A 23,002-nucleotide genomic window follows, 5' to 3' on the forward strand; every position below is an offset into this window, starting at 1 on the left:
CCAGCTCCTACAAGGCCGGTGCGTTCACACCAAACCCTGTAGGAGCTGGCTTGCCAGCGAATGGATTTCAGCTGCAGCACAAGGTCGGGATCAGAACCACTCATCCTGCATCCCCAGGCACACATCATCCCGCGCCTCAAGAATCGCCAGCTCATGGTGGCACCCCGGTACTTCCCACGTCAGGAAGTAGCGCGCCGCCTGCAGCTTGCCTTTATAGAAGCTCACATCCGCCGCATTACCCTTGGCCAGGCCTTCCTCGGCACGGATCGCCTGTTCCAGCCAGCGCCAGCCGATCACCGTGTGCCCGAACACCTTCAGGTACAGCGCCGAATTCGCCAGGCTGCTGTTGACCTTGCCCTGGGCCAGATCAGTCAGCAGGCCGATGGTCACGGTTTGCAGGCGCGCCACCAGTTTCTCCAGCGGTTCGCGCAGCAGCGTCAGCGAATCAAACGCTTGGGCGCGCTCGGCAGTGTCGGCGATCAGACGGATCAGTTGCTTGAGCCCCGCACCGCCGTTCTGCGCCAGTTTACGACCCAGCAGGTCCAGTGACTGAATGCCGTGGGTGCCTTCGTGGATCGGGTTCAGGCGGTTATCGCGGTAGTACTGTTCCACCGGGTATTCGCGGGTGTAGCCGTGGCCACCGAGGATCTGGATCGCCAGTTCGTTGGCCTTCAGGCAGAACTCCGACGGCCAGGATTTGACGATGGGTGTCAGCAAATCCAGCAGTTCATGAGCTTGTTTGCGTTCGGCTTCGGTCCCAAGGGTGGTGGTGTCATCGAACAGCCGCGCCGCGTACAGGCCAAGGTCGAACGAGCCTTCGACGTAGGCCTTTTGTGTCAGCAACATGCGTTTGACGTCGGCGTGCTCAATGATCGCCACCGGCGCGGTGTTCGGGTCCTTGCTGTCCGGCACGCGGCCTTGCGGACGCTCGCGAGCATATTCCAGCGAGTACAGATAGCCGGCGTAACCGAGCATCACCGCGCCCATGCCGACGCCGATCCGCGCTTCGTTCATCATCTGGAACATGTAGCTCAAGCCCAGGTGCGGCTTGCCCACCAGATAGCCGACGCACTCGCCGTTATCGCCGAAATTCAGCGCGGTGGACGTGGTGCCGCGCCAGCCCATCTTGTGGAACAACCCGGCCAGTAAAACATCGTTGCGTTGGCCGAGGCTGCCATCGTCGTTGACCAGGAACTTTGGCACGATGAACAGCGATATGCCCTTCACCCCGGCCGGTGCGTCCGGCAGCTTGGCGAGCACCATGTGCACGATGTTTTCCGACAGCGGATGATCGCCACCGGAGATGAAGATCTTGTTGCCCTTGAGGCGATAAGTGCCGTCGGACGCAGGTTCCGCGCGGGTACGAATATCCGACAGCGACGAGCCGGCGTGGGATTCGGTCAGGGCCATGGTGCCGAAGAAACGGCCGTCGATCATCGGTTGCAGGAAGCGGCGCTTCTGCTCATCGGTGCCGAAGCTTTCGATCAGGTTCGCCGCGCCCATGGTCAGGAACGGATAAGAGGTCGAAGCGGCGTTGGCCGACTGGAAGTGTGCGAAGCAGGCCTGCGAAAGCAGTGTAGGAAGCTGCATGCCTCCCGCCTCGAAACTGCGCGCGGCGTTGAGGAAACCGGCTTCGAGGAAGGCATCCACCGCCGGTTTCACTTCCGGAATCAGAATCGCCTGACCGTTTTCATAGCGCGGCTCGTTCTCGTCGCCCTTGCGGTTGTGTGGGGCGAAGAACTTCTCGGCGATGCTGCGGGCCGTACCAATGGCCGCATCGAAGGTTTCGCGGTTGTGCTCGGCGAAACGCTCACGCTGGGTCAGGCCCTCGGCATCGAGGACTTCATATAGCTCGAAAGCCAGATTGCGGGAACTGAGCAACGTCTCGGACATGGCGGCCTACCTTTTATGAGAATAGGCCGAGTCTAGGCGGGGGAATAAAGGCTGAACAGGATGATTGATGAGCGTGATAATGGGCCAGCGCAGCAACTTTGCAGGCACCACAAAACAACTGTAGGAGTGAGCCTGCTCGCGATGACGGCGGCACATCCGAAACAGATGTGACCGACAGACCGCTATCGCGAGCAGGCTCACTCCTACAGAGATTTGATTGCCAGGCAGCCATTGCGGCTGCCCGGCTTATCGGGCTTAGCCAATCGTCATCAAACTGGCATTACCACCCGCCGCAGCCGTGTTAACGCTCAACGCACGCTCGATCACCAAACGCTCCAGCGCAATGTTGGTTTCGCCCTGCGACAGACCCTGCACGCCAACGATGGCGCCGGCACGCTTGGCAACCTGCTGGCACACCGCACGCAACTGGTCGGAATGGCCGTGATGCACAACCGCATCAAACACCACTTCGTCCTTGTTCCAGTCGGAAACCAGCTTGATGCGCGCCTGAATATCCTTCGGCAGACGTGCGAACAAGGCTTTGGTCATGTCAGCTTCCGGCCATACCGCCGAACCACCGACAGCCAATACCGCCGCCAGTTGAGTCAGCAGATCGCCTTCCACTTCCGCCAGGCACAACACGTGCTCACGTGGCAGGATCGCGTAGCTGTTGCGCTCGCCGGTCGGGCCGGCCAGAACGCGGGTGATGCCGCTTTGCGATTGCGCGGCGAACTGCACGCACAGGGTGCTCAGGTCGGCAAACTTGTGGCTGTCAGCCCAGGCTTTCAGGGCGGTCAGCGGTTTGCTCATGGCGTCGCGCAGACGAACGTCCGGAGCTGCGGCAGCATCGCCGCGTGCGAAGGATTGTTCGATCGCATCCGCAGGGCGGGTCGACAACAGGCGGTACAGGTACAGCGGGCCGCCGGCTTTCGGGCCGGTACCCGACAGGCCTTCGCCGCCAAACGGCTGCACACCGACCACGGCACCGACGATGTTGCGGTTGACGTAGACGTTACCGGCATTGACGTTGTCGATCACCTTGGCGATGGTCTCGTCGATGCGAGTGTGCACGCCCAGCGTCAGGCCGTAACCCGAAGCGTTGATCTGGCCGATCAGTTGATCGATGTCCTTGCGCTTGTAGCGCACCACGTGCAGCACCGGGCCGAAGATCTCCCGCTGCAGTTCGTCGAAGCTTTCCAGTTCGATCAGCGTCGGCATCACGAAGGTGCCGCGTTTGACTTCTTCAGCGTCGGCGATGGCCACCTGGTACACGCTGCGACCTTTGTCGCGCATGGCCTGGATGTGCTTCTCGATGCCGGCCTTGGCTTCGGCGTCGATCACCGGGCCGATGTCCACGGACAGGCGCTCAGGGTTGCCGAGACGGCTTTCGGCCATGGCACCTTTGAGCATTTCAATGACGCGATCAGCGGAGTCTTCCTGCAGGCACAAGACGCGCAGGGCCGAGCAACGCTGGCCGGCGCTGTCGAACGCCGAGGACACTACGTCGATCACAACCTGTTCGGTCAGTGCCGAAGAGTCGACGATCATCGCGTTCTGGCCACCGGTTTCGGCGATCAGCGGGATCGGACGACCCTGGCTGTCCAGGCGGCCGGCGATGTTGCGTTGCAGCAAGCGCGCGACTTCGGTGGAGCCGGTGAACATCACGCCTTTGACGCGTTCGTCGCCGACCAGGCCGGCACCGACGGTTTCACCGCGACCCGGCAGCAATTGCAGCACGCCTTCCGGAATCCCGGCTTCGAGCAGCAGGCGCACGGCTTGAGCGGCAACCAGTGGCGTCTGTTCCGCAGGCTTGGCCAATACCGGGTTACCGGCAGCCAGAGCGGCAGCCACCTGGCCACTGAAGATCGCCAGCGGGAAGTTCCACGGGCTGATGCACACAACGGGGCCCAATGGGCGGTGAGCGTCATTGGTGAAATCATTGCGTGCCTGCACTGCGTAATAACGCAGGAAGTCCACGGCTTCACGCACTTCGGCGATGGCGTTGGCGAAGGTCTTGCCGGCTTCGCGGGCCAGCAGGCCCATCAGCGGCTGGATCTCGGCTTCCATCAGATCGGCGGCGCGTTCCAGGATCGCGGCGCGTTCGGCGGGCGGCGTGGCCTGCCAGATCGGTGCAGCGTTCAGGGCGCACTGGATGGCGTTGTTGACGTCTTCGACGGTCGCTTCCTGTACATGGCCGACCACGTCACGCAGGTCGGACGGGTTCAGCACAGGGGCTGGAGCTTCGTTGCTGGAAGCGCAACCGAGCATCGGCGCGGCTTTCCAGTGGTTGTGCGCGGTAGCCAGCAGGGCGCAAGACAGCGACGCCAGACGATGTTCGTTGGCCAGGTCGATGCCGCTGGAGTTGGCGCGCTCGGAGCCGTACAGATCACGCGGCAGCGGAATGCGCGGGTGCGGCAGACCGAAACCACCTTCCACGGTCGCCATCTGCTCGATGCTGGCCACCGGGTCGGCTACCAGTTCCTGGATCGAAATCGACTGGTCGGCAATGCGGTTGACGAACGAGGTGTTCGCGCCGTTTTCCAGCAGGCGACGCACCAGGTAAGCCAGCAGGGTTTCGTGGGTGCCGACCGGAGCGTACACGCGGCACGGACGGTTCAGCTTGCCTTCGGAAACTTTGCCTACAACTTGTTCGTACAGCGGTTCACCCATGCCGTGCAGGCACTGGAACTCGTACTGGCCCGGGTAATAGTTCTGACCGGCGATGTGATAAATGGCCGACAGGGTGTGGGCGTTGTGTGTGGCGAACTGCGGGTAGATGACTTCCGGCACCGACAGCAGTTTGCGGGCGCAGGCGATGTAGGACACGTCGGTGTACACCTTGCGGGTGTAGACCGGGTAGCCTTCCAGGCCTTCGACCTGGGCGCGCTTGATTTCGCTGTCCCAGTACGCGCCTTTCACCAGGCGGATCATCAGGCGATGACGGCTGCGGCGAGCCAGGTCGATCACGTAGTCGATCACGTACGGGCAACGCTTCTGGTAAGCCTGGATCACGAAACCGATGCCGTTCCAGCCCGTCAGTTGCGGCTCGAAGCACAGGCGTTCGAGCAGATCCAGCGACAGCTCGAGGCGGTCGGCTTCTTCGGCATCGATGTTCAGGCCGATGTCGTATTGCTTGGCCAGCAGGGTCAGCGACAGCAGGCGTGGGTACAGCTCTTCCATCACACGCTCGTACTGGGCGCGGCTGTAGCGCGGGTGCAGGGCGGACAGCTTGATCGAAATGCCCGGGCCTTCATAAATCCCGCGACCGTGGGAGGCTTTGCCGATCGAGTGGATGGCTTGTTCGTACGAGGCCAGGTACTTCTGCGCGTCGTGCTCGGTGAGTGCGGCTTCACCCAGCATGTCGTAGGAATAACGGAAGCCTTTGGCTTCGAATTTGCTCGCGTTGGCCAGGGCTTCGGCGATGGTTTCGCCGGTCACGAACTGCTCGCCCATCAGGCGCATGGCCATGTCGACGCCCTTGCGGATCATCGGCTCGCCGCTCTTGCCGATGATACGGCTCAGGGACGAGGTCAGGCCGGCTTCGTTGTGCGTGGACACCAGCTTGCCGGTCAGCAGCAAGCCCCAGGTGGCAGCGTTGACGAACAACGACGGGCTGTTGCCCAGGTGCGGCTGCCAGTTGCCGGTGCTGATCTTGTCGCGGATCAGGGCGTCGCGGGTGCCTTTGTCCGGGATGCGCAGCAGCGCTTCGGCCAGGCACATCAGCGCCACGCCTTCCTGGGACGACAGGGAGAATTCCTGCAGCAGGCCCTGAACGATGCCGGCGCGGCCGCCGGCGCTCTTCTGATTGCGCAGTTTTTCCGCGATGGACGCGGCGAGTTTGTTGGTGGCTTCGGCCATCGGTACCGGCAGGCGCGCCTGCTCGATCAGCATCGGCACCACTTCCGGCTCAGGGCGACGGTAGGCGGCGGTGATCGAAGCACGCAGTACCGATTGCGGCAGGATGCTTTCGGCGAATTCAAGAAAGCACTGGTGGGCGTGATCGACGTGGATCTCACCCGCTTCGTCAACTTCCTTGCCGTTCAAACCGCTCAGCTCGGACAGGGTTGCACCACCCTCGAGTTTTTCCAGGTAATTGAAGATTGCCTGCTTGATCAGCCAGTGCGGCGTGCGATCAATCGAGGTCGCGGCGGCCTTGAGGCGTTCGCGGGTCGGGTCGTCAAGTTTGACCCCAAGGGTGGTGGTAGCCATGTTTTTATCCTCATGTTTGCCACGACTGCGTGGCATCAGCTGACGGCAAGATTAGCCGTGAGACTGTTGAGGTGCAACCGGGTGCAACCCTTTTTTTGTCGGAATATTACGCAGCTCGTCAGGAAATAAATTCTGGGACGGCTGCGCTGCATTTGCTTGGTGCTTTTCCAGAGAGTTAACACTCGTTTTTGCTCCGAAAAGGAGCAAAAAACGATTTTTAACGTTTATTTCCGACTAGGTGCAACTTAATTCAGAGAAACTGGTTGCACCTTATTTGCTTTGTTGAATAGCATTTGCGCCCAAGGTGCAACCCGGACAAAATCCGGGTGCTCCGGCTGATGGCTTTCCTGGGGAAACATCAGTCATAAATGCGCGGGAATCCGGATCGTCTGTCAAACGTATGCGTTTGCGAACGGTTCACCAGCCGCCGCTACATAAAAACAAAGCCAGGGCGTAACTCAATGAGCGTAAGCAATCCAACCCTGATCACGTTCGTGATCTACATCGCAGCAATGGTGCTGATCGGCTTGATGGCCTATCGCTCCACCAACAACCTTTCCGATTACATCCTGGGCGGCCGTAGCCTGGGCAGCGTCGTGACCGCACTGTCCGCCGGTGCCTCCGACATGAGTGGCTGGTTGTTGATGGGCTTGCCCGGCGCGATCTACATGTCCGGTCTTTCCGAAAGCTGGATCGCCATCGGCCTGATCATCGGCGCCTACCTGAACTGGCTGTTCGTCGCCGGCCGTCTGCGTGTACAGACCGAGCACAACGGTGATGCACTGACCCTGCCGGACTACTTCGCCAGCCGTTTCGAAGACAAAAGCGGCCTGCTGCGGATCATCTCTGCGGTCGTGATCCTGGTGTTCTTCACCATCTACTGCGCTTCCGGCATCGTGGCCGGTGCCCGTCTGTTTGAAAGCACCTTCGGCATGTCCTACGAGACGGCGCTGTGGGCCGGTGCTGCGGCGACCATTGCCTACACCTTCGTCGGCGGATTCCTGGCCGTGAGCTGGACCGATACCGTACAAGCCACCCTGATGATCTTCGCGTTGATCCTGACGCCGGTTATCGTGCTGCTGGCCACTGGCGGCGTCGACACCACTTTCCTGGCCATCGAAGCGCAAGATCCAAGCAACTTCGACATGCTCAAGGGCACCACTTTCATCGGCATCATCTCGCTGATGGGCTGGGGTCTGGGCTACTTCGGCCAGCCGCACATCCTGGCGCGTTTCATGGCTGCCGATTCGGTTAAATCGATCGCCAAGGCCCGTCGTATCTCCATGACCTGGATGATCCTGTGCCTGGGCGGCACCGTGGCAGTCGGCTTTTTCGGTATCGCCTACTTCTCGGCCAACCCGGCTGTGGCCATGCCAGTGAGTGAAAACCACGAGCGTGTGTTCATCGAACTGGCCAAGATCCTCTTCAATCCATGGATTGCCGGTATCCTGCTGTCGGCCATTCTGGCTGCCGTCATGAGCACCCTGAGCTGCCAGTTGCTGGTGTGCTCGAGCGCCCTGACCGAAGACTTCTACAAGACCTTCCTGCGCAAATCCGCTTCCCAGGTTGAACTGGTGTGGGTCGGCCGTGCCATGGTGCTGTTGGTTGCCCTGATTGCTATCGCGCTGGCGGCCAACCCGGAAAACCGTGTACTGGGTCTGGTGAGCTACGCCTGGGCCGGTTTCGGTGCCGCATTCGGTCCGGTCGTACTGATCTCCGTGATCTGGAAAGACATGACCCGCAACGGCGCACTGGCCGGCATCCTGGTCGGCGCGATCACCGTTGTGGTCTGGAAACACTTCGAACTGCTGGGCCTGTACGAAATCATCCCTGGTTTCATCTTCGCCAGCCTGGCGATCTACTTCGTCAGCAAAATGGGCACGCCGACTGCTGGCATGTTCCAGCGTTTTGCGGCTGCCGAGAGTGATTACCGTTTGAACAAGTGATGAGTGATGGGTTGAACTCTACCCATCTCTGATAAAAGAACGGCTCACAGCTTTATGCTGCGGGCCGTTTTTTTTTGCAAGCCAGGTCCGAAAACAGACATTGGCCCTCCAATATCCGTGGTCCTTTTCAGTGCTGGTCGTAAGACATTTCCTGATTTTCTCGGCCATCTTGAGTTTCATCTCTGTCCACGTACTTTGCGTCAAGCCACTCATCCCGAGTCGGCTTACCGATCGTTAACAGTGGTGCGCTGCCCATGACTGGAGCGGCAGTAGAAAGGGAGATCAATCAATGGCTGAAGGGCATTTTATCCGCTTGGGCGACAAGACCACGTGCGGAGGCAAGGTAAAGGACGCCGATACACGCGTCATGATGTATGGCCTCGCCCATGCGCGCGAAGGCGATCCGGTCACCTGCGGCGTGGACGGCCAAACCTACAGGAGTGAGGGCGGTATTTCCAACATGGTGAGTCATGGGCGATTGGTGGCCGGCACGCTGGACAGTTTCAGCGGTTGCCCTTGCAAGGCGACTCTTATCGCATCGGACTTCACAGGCTCGTATGGATCCAGCAGAAGTGCTGCACCGCACGCCGCACGGGCCGTTAGACAACCGTCTGCCCTAGCCACGAGCAACCCGGTAGCATCGCCATCATCACTCGCGACCGCGCGGAGCAATCCGAAACCGATACCGTTCAATACATCGGTCCAGGAGCCTGGTTTTTACGTCGTTCCCAAAAGCACCACCCGCGAACAACTCGAGGCCTCGCTGTTCACCCTGCGCGACCCGGCGGTGATGGGCAAATTCAAGTTGCTCAATCCCAACCTGCGCGACGTCAAGGCCGGCTCGATGATCGTGCTGAGCGACCCCAACAACTACCAATGCACCCGTGAAGAAGCGCTGCTCATGGATGTGGCGGCACGGACCAATCAAATACTGGAGACGCTTAGCCCGGAAGAGGCGGATTTCATGATGCAACACCGGGATGCCATTCAGACGATCTTGGGCTATGGCTCAGACGCTGTGGGCGTCGGCGCGAGCATTTTCAAGAATAATCTGGATAACGTCGGTAATGCCTTGAGGGAAATTGAAGTATTGCAACAGACGACGCTCCAAAGAGATGGGCACCTTCGTTCGCCGGCCTTCTTCGTAGAACGACAGCGTTTACTGGCACAACTCAACAGCCATATGACGACCCTAACCCGCAAGGGTATTGGATTCCCAAACCACATCAATTTGAAAAAAATGTTGGGCATCTCCAGCCAAAGTCTGGTTCACCACTGGACCAATGCCAGTCCTGCGGGGCAAATACCGGGTCACGCCACTCATCTAGAAAGTGTGGCAAAGGCAACTAAATACATCAAATACGGTGGTTGGCTAGGTACTGCCATTGGTGGCGGGGCATCTGCCGTGAAGGTTCAGGATGTGTGTACTGCGGGAAATACTGAAACGTGCGAGCGGGTTAAATTTACTGAAACGGGGAGTTTTACCGGGGGGATCGTAGGTGGCGGAATTGTAGGTGCTGCTCTATCAACCTCAGCTGTCGGCGGGCTTTGTGTTGGGTTGGGTGTGCCAACTGGCGGCTTGGGATTACTGGTCTGCAGTATTGTTGTGGTCGGGGCAGGCTCTTTTTCTTCCAGCGCTATTGGGAGCGTTATTGGTGAAAAAATGGGCGAGCGGATTTTCGAGGCCACTCAATGAACATTAGCGTTGCAGACGCACTATTCCTGGCATCAGGACTAATAGTTTTCGGTGGGGCACTTGTTGTTTTTGGGGTTGCGCTGCACTTGGGCTACACCAAGGGAGATGCCCTTTCAGAGCATTTCCAAAACAGTTCTCCACTTATAACTGTCTCCGCGCGTATTGACGCAGGGCTTAGAGGTAAGACTCGACTGGTTTATTCAATATCTAGCGTCGTTACGTTTCCCCAATTTTTTCTGAAGCACGGTATGGTCACTGCTGAAGATCTCGACAACTTTCCCCATGACCTCAGGCAAAAGCTCGTAGTACTGCAATGGACTCTTCTAGGGGTTCTATCCGGCATGGTGCTACTTGGCCTGATAGTGATGTCGGGGATACTCAGGTAACTGACCCATAAAAAATGGGCACCCAATCTGGTTAATACCGATCAGTTAAGGACTCTGTAGGAGCAAGCTCGCTCCTACAGTGATTCCCTTTCGCTTAACTGATCGGCATTACCCAATCTTGTTGGTGTGCCCGTTCTTCATGCCACTCCTCACCCGTCAGGCAGGTTGTAAATTTTCTGGGCAAGGTCCTAGGACGTTTCCTTCAAAACCTATCGGTTTTCATGAACTGGTGCGATGCGAGTTCCGTCGATAGTCTTTGGCGGTCACTGACAATTCAGTGGTGGGGTGTAGGAACCTCTCAAGACCGTTAGAGCTACATTGGCGTCACTGCCTGGTTTGCGGCCGTTTGCATGCGGCCGTAAGATCAGTTGCGGCGGCTATGCGCGGGCACGCTTCGGCGTGGTCGAGTTTTGCTCTAAGGGTCTCGATATTCCTACCCCGTGCATAGCTGCCACCCTGGCCCGTAGGAAGGCTAATGGCAGGTCCATTTCTTCCTTAGAGCGTTAAAAATGAAATCCATTCATCCCGACCCACCCTACGAAAAACCAACCCCCCATCCCGACAACCGCTTCATGGCATTGACCAGCAACTGCACCGATATGCCTACGCTGTTCGTCGACACCCACGTGCCACTCGACATCCTCACCGACGCCGCCAACTACAGAATCCGCGCAGTAACCCAAGTGCTTGAGAACCTGTCGATGCGCGGTTCGATCGAGTGTGAGTCGTTCATCCTCAGCGATTTTGCCTTGCTCTGCGCAATCTCGTTGCGCGATGGCTGTGATGTGCTGGATGTGGTTGGGCGGCGGTTGCGGGGGCGGCCTACAGCGGCGGCGTAGGCGTCGCCACAAGATCAAAAGATCCCGGGCTTCATCTTTGCCAGCCTGGCGATCTACATCGTCAGCAAATTGGGCGCGCTGTCTGCCGGCATGCTGCAGCGATTCGCCACGGCGGAAAAGGACATCATGCTGAACAAATGAGGCTTTCAGCGAGGCTTTTAGCTTCCTGATTGCAGGAGACGGCTCGCATCCGATGGATGCGGGCCGTTTTTTATTGGGGATCAGTCAAGATCGGCATCGGGCTGATTCAGAAAGATCAGCACGCCCAGTATTGCCATGTAGAACCTGAAGGCTGCGTCCTGACCATTCCAGATGTCGGATTGCCACATCAGAAACCACTCACCTCCAACAACCATGAAGCCAAAAAACCACACGAAAAACCCAGTCGTCAAACCCGCTACGGCCCACTTCCTGGCCAGTCTGAACTCATGCCCACCGGCTGACCGTGAGCGCCAGAGCTGTAATGTGCCGTAGCCAAGAAGTCCACAGGTAATGGCTTCGCCAAGGATGATCAGCCAGTAGGCCCCATGCCACACCCAAGGCAGATCAATTGCGCGATACCGGGCGGCGTTGTCAGGGAAGGTGGTGTCCATGCTCAGCACGTGCCGGACGAAGTTGAAGTTGGAACCGTAGTCGGTGATGTTGTTGAACACGGTCATGAAGGCGAATGCGGCGAGCGCCAGGGTCATTGCAATCTTTGCGTAGCGAATGGTCATTTGTGCGTCCTTTGCTTGTTTCGACAAAGAACGCTATCACGCCGGTTTGCAGGTTCGGGAATCTTCCTGTTGTGAGGCGTTTCTGAATTTGTCGAGTGATGGTGCGTGCTTGTCGCCGCTATGAGTGCTCGAAGTGTCCGCTTGGCTGCCAACCCCTGACTTGCCGGCCGGTAAAAGGTAAACTCCCCGGCCTTCGCAGGAGCAGCCATGAATTATCGTCACGCCTTCCATGCCGGCAATCACGCCGATGTGTTCAAACACCTGACCTTGACCCGCCTCATCGCCCTGATGTCGCGCAAGGAGCAGCCGTTTGCCTATCTCGACACCCACGCCGGCATCGGTCTGTATGACCTTCAGGGTGATCAGGCCAGCCGTACCGGTGAGTACCTGGAAGGCATTGCGCGTTTGTGGGATCAGCCGGATCTGCCGATCCTGACCGCTGATTACATGCAGGTGCTGCACGAGATGAACCCGGATGGCCAGTTGCGCTATTACCCGGGTTCGCCGGAGTTGGCGCGGCGCCTGACTCGCCCGCAGGATCGTGTGTTACTCAACGAGAAGCACCCGGAAGACGGCGTGCTGCTCAAGGACAACATGGCTGGTGATCGCCGGGTCAAGGTGCACCTGGGTGAAGGCTGGCATGTGCCGCGGGCCTTGCTGCCGGTGCCGGAGAAGCGCGCGGTGATGTTGATCGATCCGCCGTTCGAGAAGCTCGACGAGATGCAGCGCTGTGCCGCTTCGTTGAAGGAAGCGATTGGCCGGATGCGTCAGACCGTGGCGGCGATCTGGTACCCGGTGAAGGATCAGCGTGCGCTGCGCCGCTTCTACCAGGACCTGGCCGGTACCGGTGCGCCGAAGTTGTTGCGGGTGGAGTTGCTGGTGCATCCGCTGGATACGCCGAACAGCCTGAACGGTTCGGGGCTGGCGATTGCCAATCCGCCGTGGGGGCTGGAGGAAGAGTTGCGTGAGTTGCTGCCGTGGTTGTCCGAGAAGCTTGGGCAGACCCAGGGTGGGTGGCGGATGGATTGGTTGATTGCCGAGTAGTAGCTGCAAGCTACCAACCCTGTAGGAGCCGGCTTGCCGGCGAAGAGGCCTGAGAGCCTTGTGGTGACCTATCGGTCGCCTTCGCTGGCAAGCCAGCTCCTACAGTCGATCCAGTTGATCAGATCGGGCAGGTCACACCGGTACCGCCAATCCCGCAATAGCCTTCCGGATTTTTCGCCAGGTACTGCTGGTGATACGCCTCGGCAAAGTAGACGGTCGGGGCCTGGTCGACTTCGGTGCTGATTTCACCGAGACCAGCCTTGGTCAGCTCGGCCTGGTAGGTTTCCTTGCTCTTGAGCGCCGCGTCCAGTTGTTCCTGGCTGGTGGCGTAGATTACCGAACGGTACTGGGTGCCGATGTCATTGCCCTGGCGCATGCCCTGCGTCGGGTTGTGCAGTTCCCAGAACATCGCCAGCAGTTCTTCGTAGCTGACCCTGGCCTTGTCATACACCACCAACACCACTTCCGCGTGGCCGGTCAGGCCCGAGCAGACTTCTTCGTAGGTCGGGTTCGGCGTGAAACCGCCGGCGTAGCCGACCACGGTGCTGACCACGCCTTCACGTTGCCAGAAGCGGCGTTCCGCGCCCCAGAAGCAGCCGAGGCCGAAGATCGCGAAGTCGACGTCTTCGAAGAACGGGCCGAGCAAGGGGGTGTCTTTAAACACAAAGTGCTTTTCAGGCAGGGTCATCGCGGTTTCGCGGCCGGGCAGAGCTTGTTCTTTAGTCGGGAGCACGTTTTTGTTCACCAGGATTTCCGAGCGCAGAACCATGATCAGTCCTCTCAGTCAGGTTGGGTTGTAAATAAACAGACCGTCAGTGTGCCCAATACCTTTCAGATAATCACTAGCCAGGTGGGAGGTTCCATGTTGCAGGGCAACCCTGCAACTTCAGGCTGGCGGGTATTCACTCCGGCAGTTCATACAGGTAAATCTTCTCCGCTTCCATCTGATACCCCGCATCCGCCAGCTCGCTGGTGGACGCCTTGACCTGCAACGCGCCTTCGATCCAGTACGGCTGATAGAGCTCGTCGAGCTTCACGCCGACTTCGCTTTTGACGTGCACGATCTGGTTCGACGGCGGTGGCGGCACATGGATGCAGGCGCCGAAATACGGCACCAGCAGGAACTCCGTGGTACGTCCTTCCTCGCTCACTTCCAGCGGCACGATGTAGCCCGGCAGGCGAATGTTCTGGCCGTCGAGGGTCTTGACCACCGGTGCGTTGGGCATGTCCTGTTTGGCTGCTGGCGCCGACTCTGCCGAGAGCGTGCTGCTCATTTGCGACAGATCATGCAGCGGCGTCATGTTCGGCACTTCTTTCGGCGCGTCGGGCGGAATCATCTCCGACCAGGTCAGGTCTTTTGGCTGGGCCGCCCATAGGGGCAGGGCGACCAGCATCAACAGCGCAAGTACGGCGCGGGGCATTTTCAACGTCCTCATAAACGGATCGACAGGCCATCGGCCAGGGATTGGCGATAGGCGCGCCAGGCCGGCACGCTGCCCATCAGCAGCGCGGCGATCAGGATGCCAGCGAGCAGCGTCCATTCATACTCGCTCGGCCAGGACAGCGGCAGGAACAGGCCGTAGTTGGCTTGCACATATCCCTGGGCCGCCGCGATGCACACATACAGCAGCGCCACGCCGGCGATCACGCCCGACAGCGCCAGGGCAAAGGCTTCGAGCACCAACAGCGTTGCGATGTGCCATGGCCGAGCACCCACCGAGCGCAGGATCGCCATTTCCCGGCGGCGTTCGTTGAGGCTGGTGAGAATGGCCGTGAGCATGCCGATCAATCCGGTCAGCACCACAAACAGCGAGACCACGAACAAGGCTTTTTCCGCGGTGCCCATCAGGCTCCAGAGTTCTTGCAACGCCACGCCCGGCAGGATCGCCAGCATCGGCTCACCACGGAATTCGTTGATTTCCCGTTGCAGGGTAAAAGTCGAAATCTTGTTGTTGAGACCGAGCATGAACGCGGTGATCGCTTGCGGCGTGAGGTCCATGTTGCGCGCCTGGTCGGCCGTGATGCGACCCTCGCCCCGGGCCGGCACGCCGTTTTGCCAGTCGATGTGAATCGCTTCCATGCCGCCAAGGCTGATGTGCAGCGTGCGGTCTACCGGCGTGCCGGTGCGTTTGAGAATGCCGACCACGGTGAACGGTTTGTCGTCGTGCTTGACCAGGCTGATCGCCGCCACGCCGTGGGCCAGTACCAGTTTGTCGCCGAGTTTGTAGTGCAGTGCCTCGGCCACTTCGGCACCGAGCACCACTTCGAACGGGTCGGTTGCAAACGCCCGGCCATCGGCCAGGTCCAAGTGTTGCCGGTGGCCGTACTGGTAATGCTCGAAGTAGGCTTCGGTGGTGCCCATCACCCGGTAGCCGCGATGGGAATCGCCGAGGGACATCGGGATTGCCCACTTCACTTTCGGGTTGCTGGCGAAGTGTTCGAAGCTGTCCCAACGGATGTTGTTGGTGGCGTTGCCGATGCGGAACACCGAGTACAGCAACAGGTTCACCGAGCCGGAGCGGGCGCCGACGATCAGGTCGGTGCCGCTGATGGTGCTGGCGAAACTGGCCTTGGCTTCGGTGCGCACACGCTCTACCGCCAGCAACAGGCACACCGACAAGGCGATGGCGAACGCGGTGAGGATCGCGGTGAAGCGGCGGTTAGCCAGGCTGGCCATGGCTAGACGGAACAAGTACATCTCAGACCTCGGACGGGGTGGCGGCACGATTGAGTTCGGCCAGCGACAGGTTGTGGTCGAACAGCGGCGCCAGGCTCTGGTCATGGCTGACGAACAACAGGCTCGACCCGGCTTCGCGGCACTCGGCGAACAGCAGGCGAATGAAGTTCTCGCGGGCATCGTAGTCGAGGGCCGAGGTCGGCTCGTCGGCGATCACCAGTTCCGGTTGGCCGATCAGCGCGCGGGCAGCGGCGACCCGTTGCTGCTGGCCGATAGACAGCGCATCGGCGCGGCGACCGAGGATGTTTGCATCCTTCAACCCCAGGTGGGCAAGCAGCGTCGCAGCCGCTTTGTCGACGCTGCCGTGACGTTGTTTCGCCCGTTCGGCGCGCAGTTTCGAGAAGTGGCAGGGCAGTTCGACGTTTTCGCGCACCGACAGAAATGGCAGCAGGTTGAACTGCTGGAAGATGTAGCCGGTGTGATCGACACGGAAGTGGTCGCGGGCACCGGCCGAGAGTTGGGTCAGCTCCTGGCCGAGCAGGCGGATGCTGCCGCGATCAGGCTTTTGCACGCCGCCGAGCAGGCCGAGCAGGGTGGTCTTGCCGCTGCCGCTGGGGCCTTTGAGGAACAGGGTTTCCCCGCGCTCCAGGCGGAACGACGGGATGTCCAGCAGTGGCGGGTGACCGGGCCAACTGAAGCCCAGGTCGGACAGTTCGATGAGTGCTTGGGTCATGGCGCCGATTTCAAGAATATTGATGACCTGTAGGAGCTGCCGCAGGCTGCGATCTTTTGATCTTGAAATTCAAAAGATCGCAGCCTCGTTTCACTCGACAGCTCCTACAAGGGATCTGGGGTGAATTCAGAATTTCAGCGCAGCAGCCTTGGCCGTCACTTCAACCCCTTGCTGCCCGCTCGGGCCGATCAGTTGTACCTGAATTTTCAGGGTCGCCGGGAATGTGTTGAAAATGTTCGCCAGGTCCAGGGTCTTCAGCGCGCCCGGTGTGGCGCAGGTGAATTGGTAGTGGGCGTGGATTTCGCTGTGGTCGTGGTGGTGCTCGTCCTGGGCGTCCTCATCGTGATCTTCATCGGCTTCTGGCTTATCACCGAACAGCGGGCTTTCCAGTTCCTGGTTTTCCACCACGCAACCGGCGGCTTTTGGCAGGTTGAACAAGCCCAGTGGTTGCTCAAGCCGAGCACGGACAGCGGCAACTTTGGCCTTGTCTGCATCGCTGGTGGCGATGTGCTCGAAACCCACCAGGTTCATGGCCGGGCTTTCCAGTTCCAGCTCCAGGGTCTGCCCGTCCAGCCCGGCGTTCAGGCGTCCAACGCCATGTTCGTGGGCACTCAGGCTGCCATGCTCATGATCGTGTTCGTCGGCGGCATGGGCGACAATCAGCGGCAACATGGCAAACGGCAGGGCGAGAAGCAGACGACGCATGGCGAGTCTCCGAAAAGTAAAATGAAGAAAATGTTATGTGATCTTATAACGTAAGCGCGGAGAGTTTGACTGCCTGCTTGGCGTTGCACAAGTCCCATGGGAGCATGCAGGGAAGAAAAGTGCGGGAGCAGACCTATGTTGCGAATTCGCGGAAGCATCGGCGACTGGCCGGTGGATCTGACCCTGGAGATGGACGACGCGGACTGGGCGCGACTAGGAGCGCAGTTGCAAGTGGAAAAATCCGAGGTCAGCGCGCCAGCGGCCAAACCGCTGAATCAGGATGATGCGCTGTGGCAGATCGCCAGGGATTTGCTGCGCAAGGCCGGGCAGCTCAGCGGACCGGATCTGCTCGATCAGCTGGAAGGATTGACCGGCAGTGCGGCGGCGGGCAAGCGCCTGCTGGTTCGTTTGCGCCACAGTCCGGATGTGAAGGTGGAAAGCGGCGGGGATACGCCGCTCTACAGCTGGTTGTTGTAGGAGCGAGCTTGCTCGCGAAAAGCGTCAGGGCGCTTCGGCCATGCAGGCAGCCCTCGTCATCGTTGACGTCCATCGCGAGCAAGCTCGCTCCTACAAGGTCGTGATCAGTACAGGGCGGCAAACAATTTGCGGCGGTACGTGCTGACCAGCGGGTGGTCATTGCCCAGCAACTCGAACACCTGCAGCAAGGTTTTGTGCGGCAAGCCTTCGCTGTAGCTGCGGTTGCGGATGAACAACTTGAGCAATGCGTCCAGCGCGGCGTCGTACTGCTGACGGGCCAGTTGCTGGATCGCCAGTTGATAGACCGCCTCATCGTCCAGCGGGTCTTTCGCCAGTCGGGCCTTCAGGTCGGCGGCATCCGGCAAGTCCTTGGCTAAACCAAGAAACTTGATCTGTGCCTTGGCGCCGGCCAGCGCAGCCTTGTGCTCGTCGCTCTTGACCGCATCCAGCACGGTTTGCGCTTCGCCCAGTTCACCGCGCTCGGTCAGGCAGCGGGCGTACAGGATCAGTGCCTTGGCGTTGGTGTTGTCTTCACCCAGCAGTACTTTGAGCAGGGCTTCGGCATCGGCAAAGCGGCTGTCGTCGAACAGCGCCTGGGCCTGTTCGAACGGATCGGCAGCGGCCGGTGGCGGCATTTGCACATGGGGTTCGAGCAAGGCGCGGACGGCGGATTCCGGCTGGGCACCGGCAAAGCCGTCGACAGGCTGGCCGTCCTTGAACAGGACCACGGTCGGCAAGCTGCGGATGCCGAAGCGGGCGACGATGTCTTGCTCGATGTCACAGTTGACCTTGGCCAGCAGCAATTCGCCCTGGTAGCTCTCGGCAATGCTCTGCAACATGGGCATCAGCACCTTGCAGGGCGCGCACCATTCGGCCCAGAAATCCACCAGCACCGGTTTGTGGAAAGAGTTCTCGATCACCGACTGGTCGAAATCGGCAGTCGTGGCGTCGAAGATGTACGGCGTTTGCTGACTCATGGGGGATCTCGTAAAAGCGTGAATGGGGCAACTATACGGTCAGGCGCGGGCGGCATGGTAGAGGCTCACATGCCGAAACTCGTGGGGCTCGGCCAGATCCGGCAGGGTCATGGCTTCGAGCATTTCGATGCGCCGGTACAACGGATGGCGAAAATCCCGCACTCGGGAATCCGCCACCAGCGCCTCTCGGCCGCGGCTGAGGAACTGGTCGAGCAGTGGCAGGTTCGCCCGGTCGTACAGCACATCCGCTACCAGGATCAGATCGAAGCGATCGGCCTCGGCGAAAAAATCCGTCGAGTAATCAAGTTGTACGTCATTGAGCTCGGCATTGGCCCGGCACGCGGCAATCGCCAGCGGGTCGAGGTCGCAGGCCAGCACTTCCAGCGCGCCGGCCTTGGCCGCGGCAATCCCTGCCACCCCGGAACCGGCACCGAAATCCAGTACCCGCTTGCCTTCGACCCAATGCGGGTTTGCGGCCAGATAACGGGCCACGGCGAGGCCGCTGGCCCAGCAGAAACTCCAATACGGCGGCTCATGCAGGATGCGCCGGGTTTCTTCCGGGCTGAACGCGCGGTCCATGTTATCGCCGTCGATCAGCCATAGCTGCAAGTCGGTTTCCGGCAACGGACAGGCTACCAGTTGCGCATCACCAAGCAATTCAGCCAAGGCCCGTTGCAGGTCGAGCGGTGCACTCATGGGGCTTTGACGAATTGCAGTTGGCCCAGGGCCTGGGTGGTCGGCTGGGTAATCAGCTGCGACGGCAAGTGCAGGATCAACTGCCCGGACTGGCTGGCGCGGCCTCGCAGTTCAACGCGGGCGCCGACCGGAAAGGCATCCGGGTTGAAGCGCAGGTGAAATGGCAACACCTGGTTGTTGCCAATCAGGCTGGAACTGGCGAGTAATTGTTGCGGACGGTCTTTATCGTCGATCACCAACAGCGCCAGCTCGACCTCGGCGCCGGCCGGCACACCTTGCAACGTGCCGCTCAATTCGCGCTGATACGCGGGCAGCGGGCCAAGTTCGGCGGCCTCCCGGGCCTTTTTCTGCGCTTGCTGCGGCGCCGGGCCTGGCGTTGGCGGCTGGGGTTTGGGTGCATCGCTGCCGCAAGCCACCAGCAGGCTGAAAACACTGAGCAAAATGAGCGGACGTAACGACATTGGTGGCTCCATAAAGCTGAATTCCATGGATCAAGTGATCATCCCGTCTGTATACCGCAAACCCTATGGCTTGTCTTGCCACCGGGATGCGCTACCATGGCCCTCCCTTTTTTTGTTGCCTGCCACCATGCACTGTCCCTTCTGCGGTGCCAACGACACCAAGGTCATCGACTCGCGTCTGGTCGCCGAGGGCGAACAGGTGCGCCGCCGGCGTGAATGCCTGGCCTGCGGCGAGCGTTTCACGACGTTCGAGACGGCTGAACTGGTGTTGCCGCGCCTGATTAAAACCGACGGCAGTCGCCAGCCGTTCGACGAAGAAAAACTCCGCGCCGGCATGCAGCGTGCGCTGGAAAAGCGCCCGGTGAGCGTCGAGCGCCTCGAATCGTCGCTGGTGCACATCAAACACAAACTGCGCGCGACCGGCGAACGCGAGGTCAAATCCCTCGTGGTCGGCGAGCTGGTGATGGCCGAGTTGCAGAAACTCGACGAAGTCGCCTACATCCGCTTCGCTTCGGTATATCGTCGCTTCCAGGACCTCAACGAGTTCCGCGAAGAGATCGATCGCCTGGCCCGTGAACCGGTGAAAGAATGAACACGCCCGCAGAGCTTGCCATCCTCGATGCCCACTACATGGCCCGCGCCCTGGAACTGGCGCGCAAGGGTCATTACACGACGCACCCCAATCCGCGGGTCGGCTGCGTGATCGTGCAAGGTGGGCAGATTGTCGGCGAAGGCTGGCACGAGCGCGCCGGTGAACCCCATGCCGAAGTCCACGCCCTGCGCGCGGCCGGTGAGTTGGCCCGTGGCGCCACCGCATACGTGACCCTTGAACCTTGCAGCCACCACGGCCGCACACCGCCTTGCGCCGATGCACTGGTAAATGCCGGTGTGGCGCGGGTGGTCGCGGCGATGCAGGACCCGAATCCGGAAGTCGCCGGTCGAGGTCTGCTGCGCCTGGAACAAGCGGGCATCGCTACCGAAAGCGGTGTGCTGGAAGGTGAAGCGCGCAAGCTCAATCAAGGTTTCCTCAAGCGCATGGAGCAAGGCTTGCCGTTCGTGCGGGTCAAGTTGGCCATGAGCCTGGACGGCCGTACGGCGATGGAAAGTGGCGAAAGCCAGTGGATCACTGGCCCGGCGGCGCGCTCGGCCGTTCAGCGTCTGCGCGCGCAGGCGAGCGTGGTACTGACCGGCGCCGATACGGTACTGGCGGACAACGCGCGGTTGACGGTGCGCGCCGATGAGTTGGGGCTTGATGCCGAGCAAACCGCACTGGCCATGAGTCGTCCCCCGCTTCGAGTCCTGGTTGACGGTCGCCTGCGGGTGCCGCTGGATGCACCGTTCTTCAAGGTCGGCCCGGCGCTGGTCGCCACCTGCGTGGCGGTGGAAGAGCAATATGCCAATGGTCCGGAATGCCTGATCGTGCCGGGCTATGACGGCCAGGTCGATTTGCGTCAGCTACTGGTCGAACTCGCCAGCCGTGGCGTCAACGAGGTGTTGGTCGAAGCCGGTCCGCGTCTGGCGGGTGCTTTTGCCCAGTTGGGTTTGGTGGACGAGTTCCAGATTTTCATCGCCGGCAAGTTTTTGGGTTCCTCGGCGCGGCCGCTGCTGGACTGGCCGCTCGCGCAAATGAAGGATGCGCCGGAACTCAAAATCACCGAAATTCGTGCAGTTGGCGATGATTGGCGAGTCACTGCCATTCCCTTGCCAGCAGCAAGCGTATAATTTGCGGCCATCGCGCAAGCGCGGGCCTTGTTCTCGAGGAGAACCTCATGTTTACCGGCATCATCGAATCCATCGGCAGTATTCGTGCATTGACCCCAAAGGGCGGTGATGTGCGGGTACACGTCGAAACCGGCAAGCTCGACCTGAGCGACGTCAAACTGGGCGACAGCATCGCGGTCAACGGCGTGTGCCTGACCGCCGTTGAGTTGCCGGGCAACGGCTTCGCAGCCGATGTCAGTCGCGAAACTCTCGACTGCACTGCCATGAACGACCTGAAGAGCGGCAGCCCGGTCAACCTGGAGAAAGCCCTGACCCCGACCACTCGCCTCGGCGGGCATCTGGTCAGCGGTCACGTCGACGGCGTGGGCGAAGTGGTTGCCCGTACCGAAAACGCGCGCGCCGTGGAATTCCGCATCCGTGCGCCGAAAGAACTTGCCAAGTACATCGCCCATAAAGGCTCGATCACCGTCGACGGTACCAGCCTCACTGTGAACGCGGTCGATGGAGCCGAGTTCCTGCTGACCATCATTCCGCACACCCTGAGCGAAACCATCATGGCGTCGTACCAGCCGGGTCGCCGGGTGAATCTGGAAGTCGACTTGCTGGCCCGTTATCTGGAGCGTCTGTTGCTGGGCGACAAGGCTGCAGAACCGACTGCGGGCAGCACCATCACCGAAAGCTTTCTGGCCGCCAACGGCTATCTCAAATCCTGACTCAAGGGGGTGCCTTGTGGCGCTCAATAGCATCGAAGAACTGGTTGAAGACATCCGCCAAGGCAAGATGGTCATCCTCATGGATGACGAAGACCGCGAGAACGAAGGCGACCTGATCATGGCCGCCGAGTGCTGCAAGCCCGAGCACATCAACTTCATGGCCAAGCACGCCCGTGGCCTGATCTGCATGCCGATGAGCCGCGAGCGTTGCGAACTGCTCAAGCTGCCGTTGATGGCGCCGCGCAACGGTTCCGGTTTCGGCACCAAGTTCACCGTATCGATCGAAGCAGCCACCGGTGTGACCACCGGCATCTCCGCCGCCGACCGCGCGCGCACCGTGCAGGCTGCCGCCGCCCGTGATGCCAAGGCTGAAGACATCGTCAGCCCCGGTCACATCTTCCCGCTGATGGCCCAGGCCGGCGGTACCCTGGCCCGCGCCGGCCATACCGAAGCCGCCTGTGATCTGGCGCGCATGGCCGGTTTCGAGCCGAGCGGCGTGATCTGCGAAGTGATGAACGACGACGGCACCATGTCCCGTCGCGCCGAGTTGGAAGCTTTTGCCGCCGAACACGACATCAAGATCGGCACCATCGCGGACCTGATTCACTACCGGATGATCCACGAACGTACCGTTCAGCGGATTGCCGAGCAGCCACTGGACAGCGAGTTGGGCCAATTCAACCTGGTGACCTACCGTGATTCCGTGGAAGGCGACGTGCACATGGCACTGACCCTGGGCAACGTGTGTGCCGAAGAACCGACCCTGGTTCGGGTGCATAACATGGACCCGCTGCGCGACCTGCTGATGGTCAAGCAGCCGGGCCGCTGGAGCCTGCGCGCCGCCATGGCTGCGGTTGCCGAGGCGGGCAGTGGTGTGGTGCTGTTGCTGGGTCACCCGCTCGATGGCGACGTGTTGCTGGCGCACATCCGCGAAACCGCCGACCACGCCGCCGTGAAAAAACCGACCACCTATAGCATTGTCGGTGCCGGTTCGCAGATCCTGCGTGACTTGGGTGTACGCAAAATGCGCCTGATGTCGGCGCCGATGAAGTTTAATGCGATATCCGGTTTCGATCTGGAAGTTGTAGAATACGTGCCCTCCGAATAATGAC

General features: G+C 60.3%; 20 protein-coding genes and 1 pseudogene. 10 read left to right on the forward strand and 11 right to left on the reverse strand.

The features are described 5' to 3' along the window. Positions 1 to 90: 90 nt before the first annotated feature. Complete coding sequence (locus tag C8K63_RS08320) at positions 91 to 1,893, reverse strand: acyl-CoA dehydrogenase (protein WP_108216281.1); 1,803 nt, start codon at positions 1,891 to 1,893, stop codon at positions 91 to 93. Positions 1,894 to 2,148: 255 nt separating this feature from the next. Beyond that, positions 2,149 to 6,102: a trifunctional transcriptional regulator/proline dehydrogenase/L-glutamate gamma-semialdehyde dehydrogenase gene (gene putA, locus C8K63_RS08325; protein WP_108216282.1), complete on the reverse strand. Its 3,954-nt coding sequence runs from the start codon at positions 6,100 to 6,102 to the stop codon at positions 2,149 to 2,151. Between the two features lie 461 nt (positions 6,103 to 6,563). Between putA and putP the strand changes: the two genes are divergently transcribed. From putP to C8K63_RS31230, 4 genes and pseudogenes are all read left to right on the forward strand, one after another. Next, entirely contained in the window at positions 6,564 to 8,048 is a 1,485-nt protein-coding gene (putP, locus tag C8K63_RS08330; RefSeq protein ID WP_108216283.1) for a sodium/proline symporter PutP, read from the forward strand. Between the two features lie 289 nt (positions 8,049 to 8,337). Next, entirely contained in the window at positions 8,338 to 9,744 is a 1,407-nt protein-coding gene (locus C8K63_RS08335; protein WP_108216284.1) for a PAAR domain-containing protein, read from the forward strand. 895 nt (positions 9,745 to 10,639) lie between these two features. Beyond that, entirely contained in the window at positions 10,640 to 10,969 is a 330-nt protein-coding gene (locus tag C8K63_RS08345; RefSeq protein ID WP_108216286.1) for a hypothetical protein, read from the forward strand. Between the two features lie 21 nt (positions 10,970 to 10,990). Beyond that, a pseudogene (locus tag C8K63_RS31230) lies at positions 10,991 to 11,110 on the forward strand (sodium:proline symporter); the annotation flags it as partial. A gap of 80 nt (positions 11,111 to 11,190) precedes the next feature. Here the strand turns inward: C8K63_RS31230 and C8K63_RS08355 are convergent. Further along, on the reverse strand, positions 11,191 to 11,685 hold the full coding sequence (locus C8K63_RS08355; RefSeq protein WP_108216287.1) for a DUF2165 family protein: 495 nt from the start codon (positions 11,683 to 11,685) through the stop codon (positions 11,191 to 11,193). Between the two features lie 207 nt (positions 11,686 to 11,892). On the opposite strand from C8K63_RS08355, the gene C8K63_RS08360 reads away from it, so the two are divergent. After that, positions 11,893 to 12,729, forward strand: a complete 837-nt coding sequence (locus C8K63_RS08360; protein ID WP_108216288.1) for a 23S rRNA (adenine(2030)-N(6))-methyltransferase RlmJ — start codon at positions 11,893 to 11,895, stop codon at positions 12,727 to 12,729. Positions 12,730 to 12,847: 118 nt separating this feature from the next. On the opposite strand, the gene msrA is transcribed toward C8K63_RS08360, so the two are convergent. The 5 genes from msrA to C8K63_RS08385 form a co-directional block, all read right to left on the reverse strand. Next, positions 12,848 to 13,498 carry a peptide-methionine (S)-S-oxide reductase MsrA gene (gene msrA, locus C8K63_RS08365; RefSeq protein WP_108216289.1) on the reverse strand — a complete coding sequence of 217 codons (651 nt, stop codon included), beginning with the start codon at positions 13,496 to 13,498 and terminating at the stop codon, positions 12,848 to 12,850. 133 nt (positions 13,499 to 13,631) lie between these two features. After that, the gene (locus tag C8K63_RS08370) at positions 13,632 to 14,150 is read right to left on the reverse strand and encodes a DUF3299 domain-containing protein (protein WP_108216290.1); all 519 of its coding nucleotides are present in this window, start codon (positions 14,148 to 14,150) and stop codon (positions 13,632 to 13,634) included. 11 nt (positions 14,151 to 14,161) lie between these two features. Beyond that, positions 14,162 to 15,427 carry an ABC transporter permease gene (locus C8K63_RS08375; RefSeq protein WP_108216291.1) on the reverse strand — a complete coding sequence of 422 codons (1,266 nt, stop codon included), beginning with the start codon at positions 15,425 to 15,427 and terminating at the stop codon, positions 14,162 to 14,164. Position 15,428: 1 nt separating this feature from the next. Next, a complete protein-coding gene (locus C8K63_RS08380) occupies positions 15,429 to 16,139 on the reverse strand; it encodes an ABC transporter ATP-binding protein (RefSeq protein WP_108216292.1) in 711 nt (236 codons plus the stop codon). Between the two features lie 126 nt (positions 16,140 to 16,265). Further along, a complete protein-coding gene (locus C8K63_RS08385; RefSeq protein WP_108216293.1) occupies positions 16,266 to 16,844 on the reverse strand; it encodes a DUF2796 domain-containing protein in 579 nt (192 codons plus the stop codon). 135 nt (positions 16,845 to 16,979) lie between these two features. Here C8K63_RS08385 and C8K63_RS08390 point away from each other — a divergent pair, with 135 nt between their 5' ends. Then, positions 16,980 to 17,321, forward strand: coding sequence for a hypothetical protein (locus C8K63_RS08390; RefSeq protein ID WP_108216294.1), 342 nt, complete (start codon positions 16,980 to 16,982; stop codon positions 17,319 to 17,321). Between the two features lie 104 nt (positions 17,322 to 17,425). On the opposite strand, the gene trxA is transcribed toward C8K63_RS08390, so the two are convergent. From trxA to C8K63_RS08405, 3 genes are read right to left on the reverse strand one after another with little or no spacing between them, the layout of a single operon-like run. After that, positions 17,426 to 18,298, reverse strand: coding sequence for a thioredoxin (gene trxA, locus C8K63_RS08395; protein WP_108216295.1), 873 nt, complete (start codon positions 18,296 to 18,298; stop codon positions 17,426 to 17,428). 39 nt (positions 18,299 to 18,337) lie between these two features. Continuing rightward, on the reverse strand, positions 18,338 to 18,994 hold the full coding sequence (locus tag C8K63_RS08400; protein WP_108216296.1) for a methyltransferase: 657 nt from the start codon (positions 18,992 to 18,994) through the stop codon (positions 18,338 to 18,340). After that, complete coding sequence (locus C8K63_RS08405; protein WP_108216297.1) at positions 18,991 to 19,455, reverse strand: YbaY family lipoprotein; 465 nt, start codon at positions 19,453 to 19,455, stop codon at positions 18,991 to 18,993. Before C8K63_RS08405 ends, C8K63_RS08400 begins: the two co-directional genes overlap by 4 nt. Before the next feature lie 127 nt (positions 19,456 to 19,582). Between C8K63_RS08405 and nrdR the strand changes: the two genes are divergently transcribed. From nrdR to ribBA, 4 genes are read left to right on the forward strand one after another with little or no spacing between them, the layout of a single operon-like run. Further along, a complete protein-coding gene (gene nrdR / locus C8K63_RS08410; RefSeq protein ID WP_003228656.1) occupies positions 19,583 to 20,047 on the forward strand; it encodes a transcriptional regulator NrdR in 465 nt (154 codons plus the stop codon). Beyond that, positions 20,044 to 21,177, forward strand: a complete 1,134-nt coding sequence (gene ribD / locus C8K63_RS08415; protein WP_108216298.1) for a bifunctional diaminohydroxyphosphoribosylaminopyrimidine deaminase/5-amino-6-(5-phosphoribosylamino)uracil reductase RibD — start codon at positions 20,044 to 20,046, stop codon at positions 21,175 to 21,177. The genes nrdR and ribD overlap by 4 nt, the downstream gene beginning before the upstream one ends. A gap of 47 nt (positions 21,178 to 21,224) precedes the next feature. Further along, the gene (locus C8K63_RS08420) at positions 21,225 to 21,890 is read left to right on the forward strand and encodes a riboflavin synthase (RefSeq protein WP_008059524.1); all 666 of its coding nucleotides are present in this window, start codon (positions 21,225 to 21,227) and stop codon (positions 21,888 to 21,890) included. A gap of 16 nt (positions 21,891 to 21,906) precedes the next feature. Then, positions 21,907 to 22,998, forward strand: coding sequence for a bifunctional 3,4-dihydroxy-2-butanone-4-phosphate synthase/GTP cyclohydrolase II (gene ribBA / locus C8K63_RS08425; RefSeq protein WP_090325554.1), 1,092 nt, complete (start codon positions 21,907 to 21,909; stop codon positions 22,996 to 22,998). Positions 22,999 to 23,002: the final 4 nt, after the last annotated feature.

This window comes from Pseudomonas sp. GV085 (assembly GCF_003050925.1).
Classification (GTDB): Bacteria; Pseudomonadota; Gammaproteobacteria; order Pseudomonadales; family Pseudomonadaceae; genus Aquipseudomonas.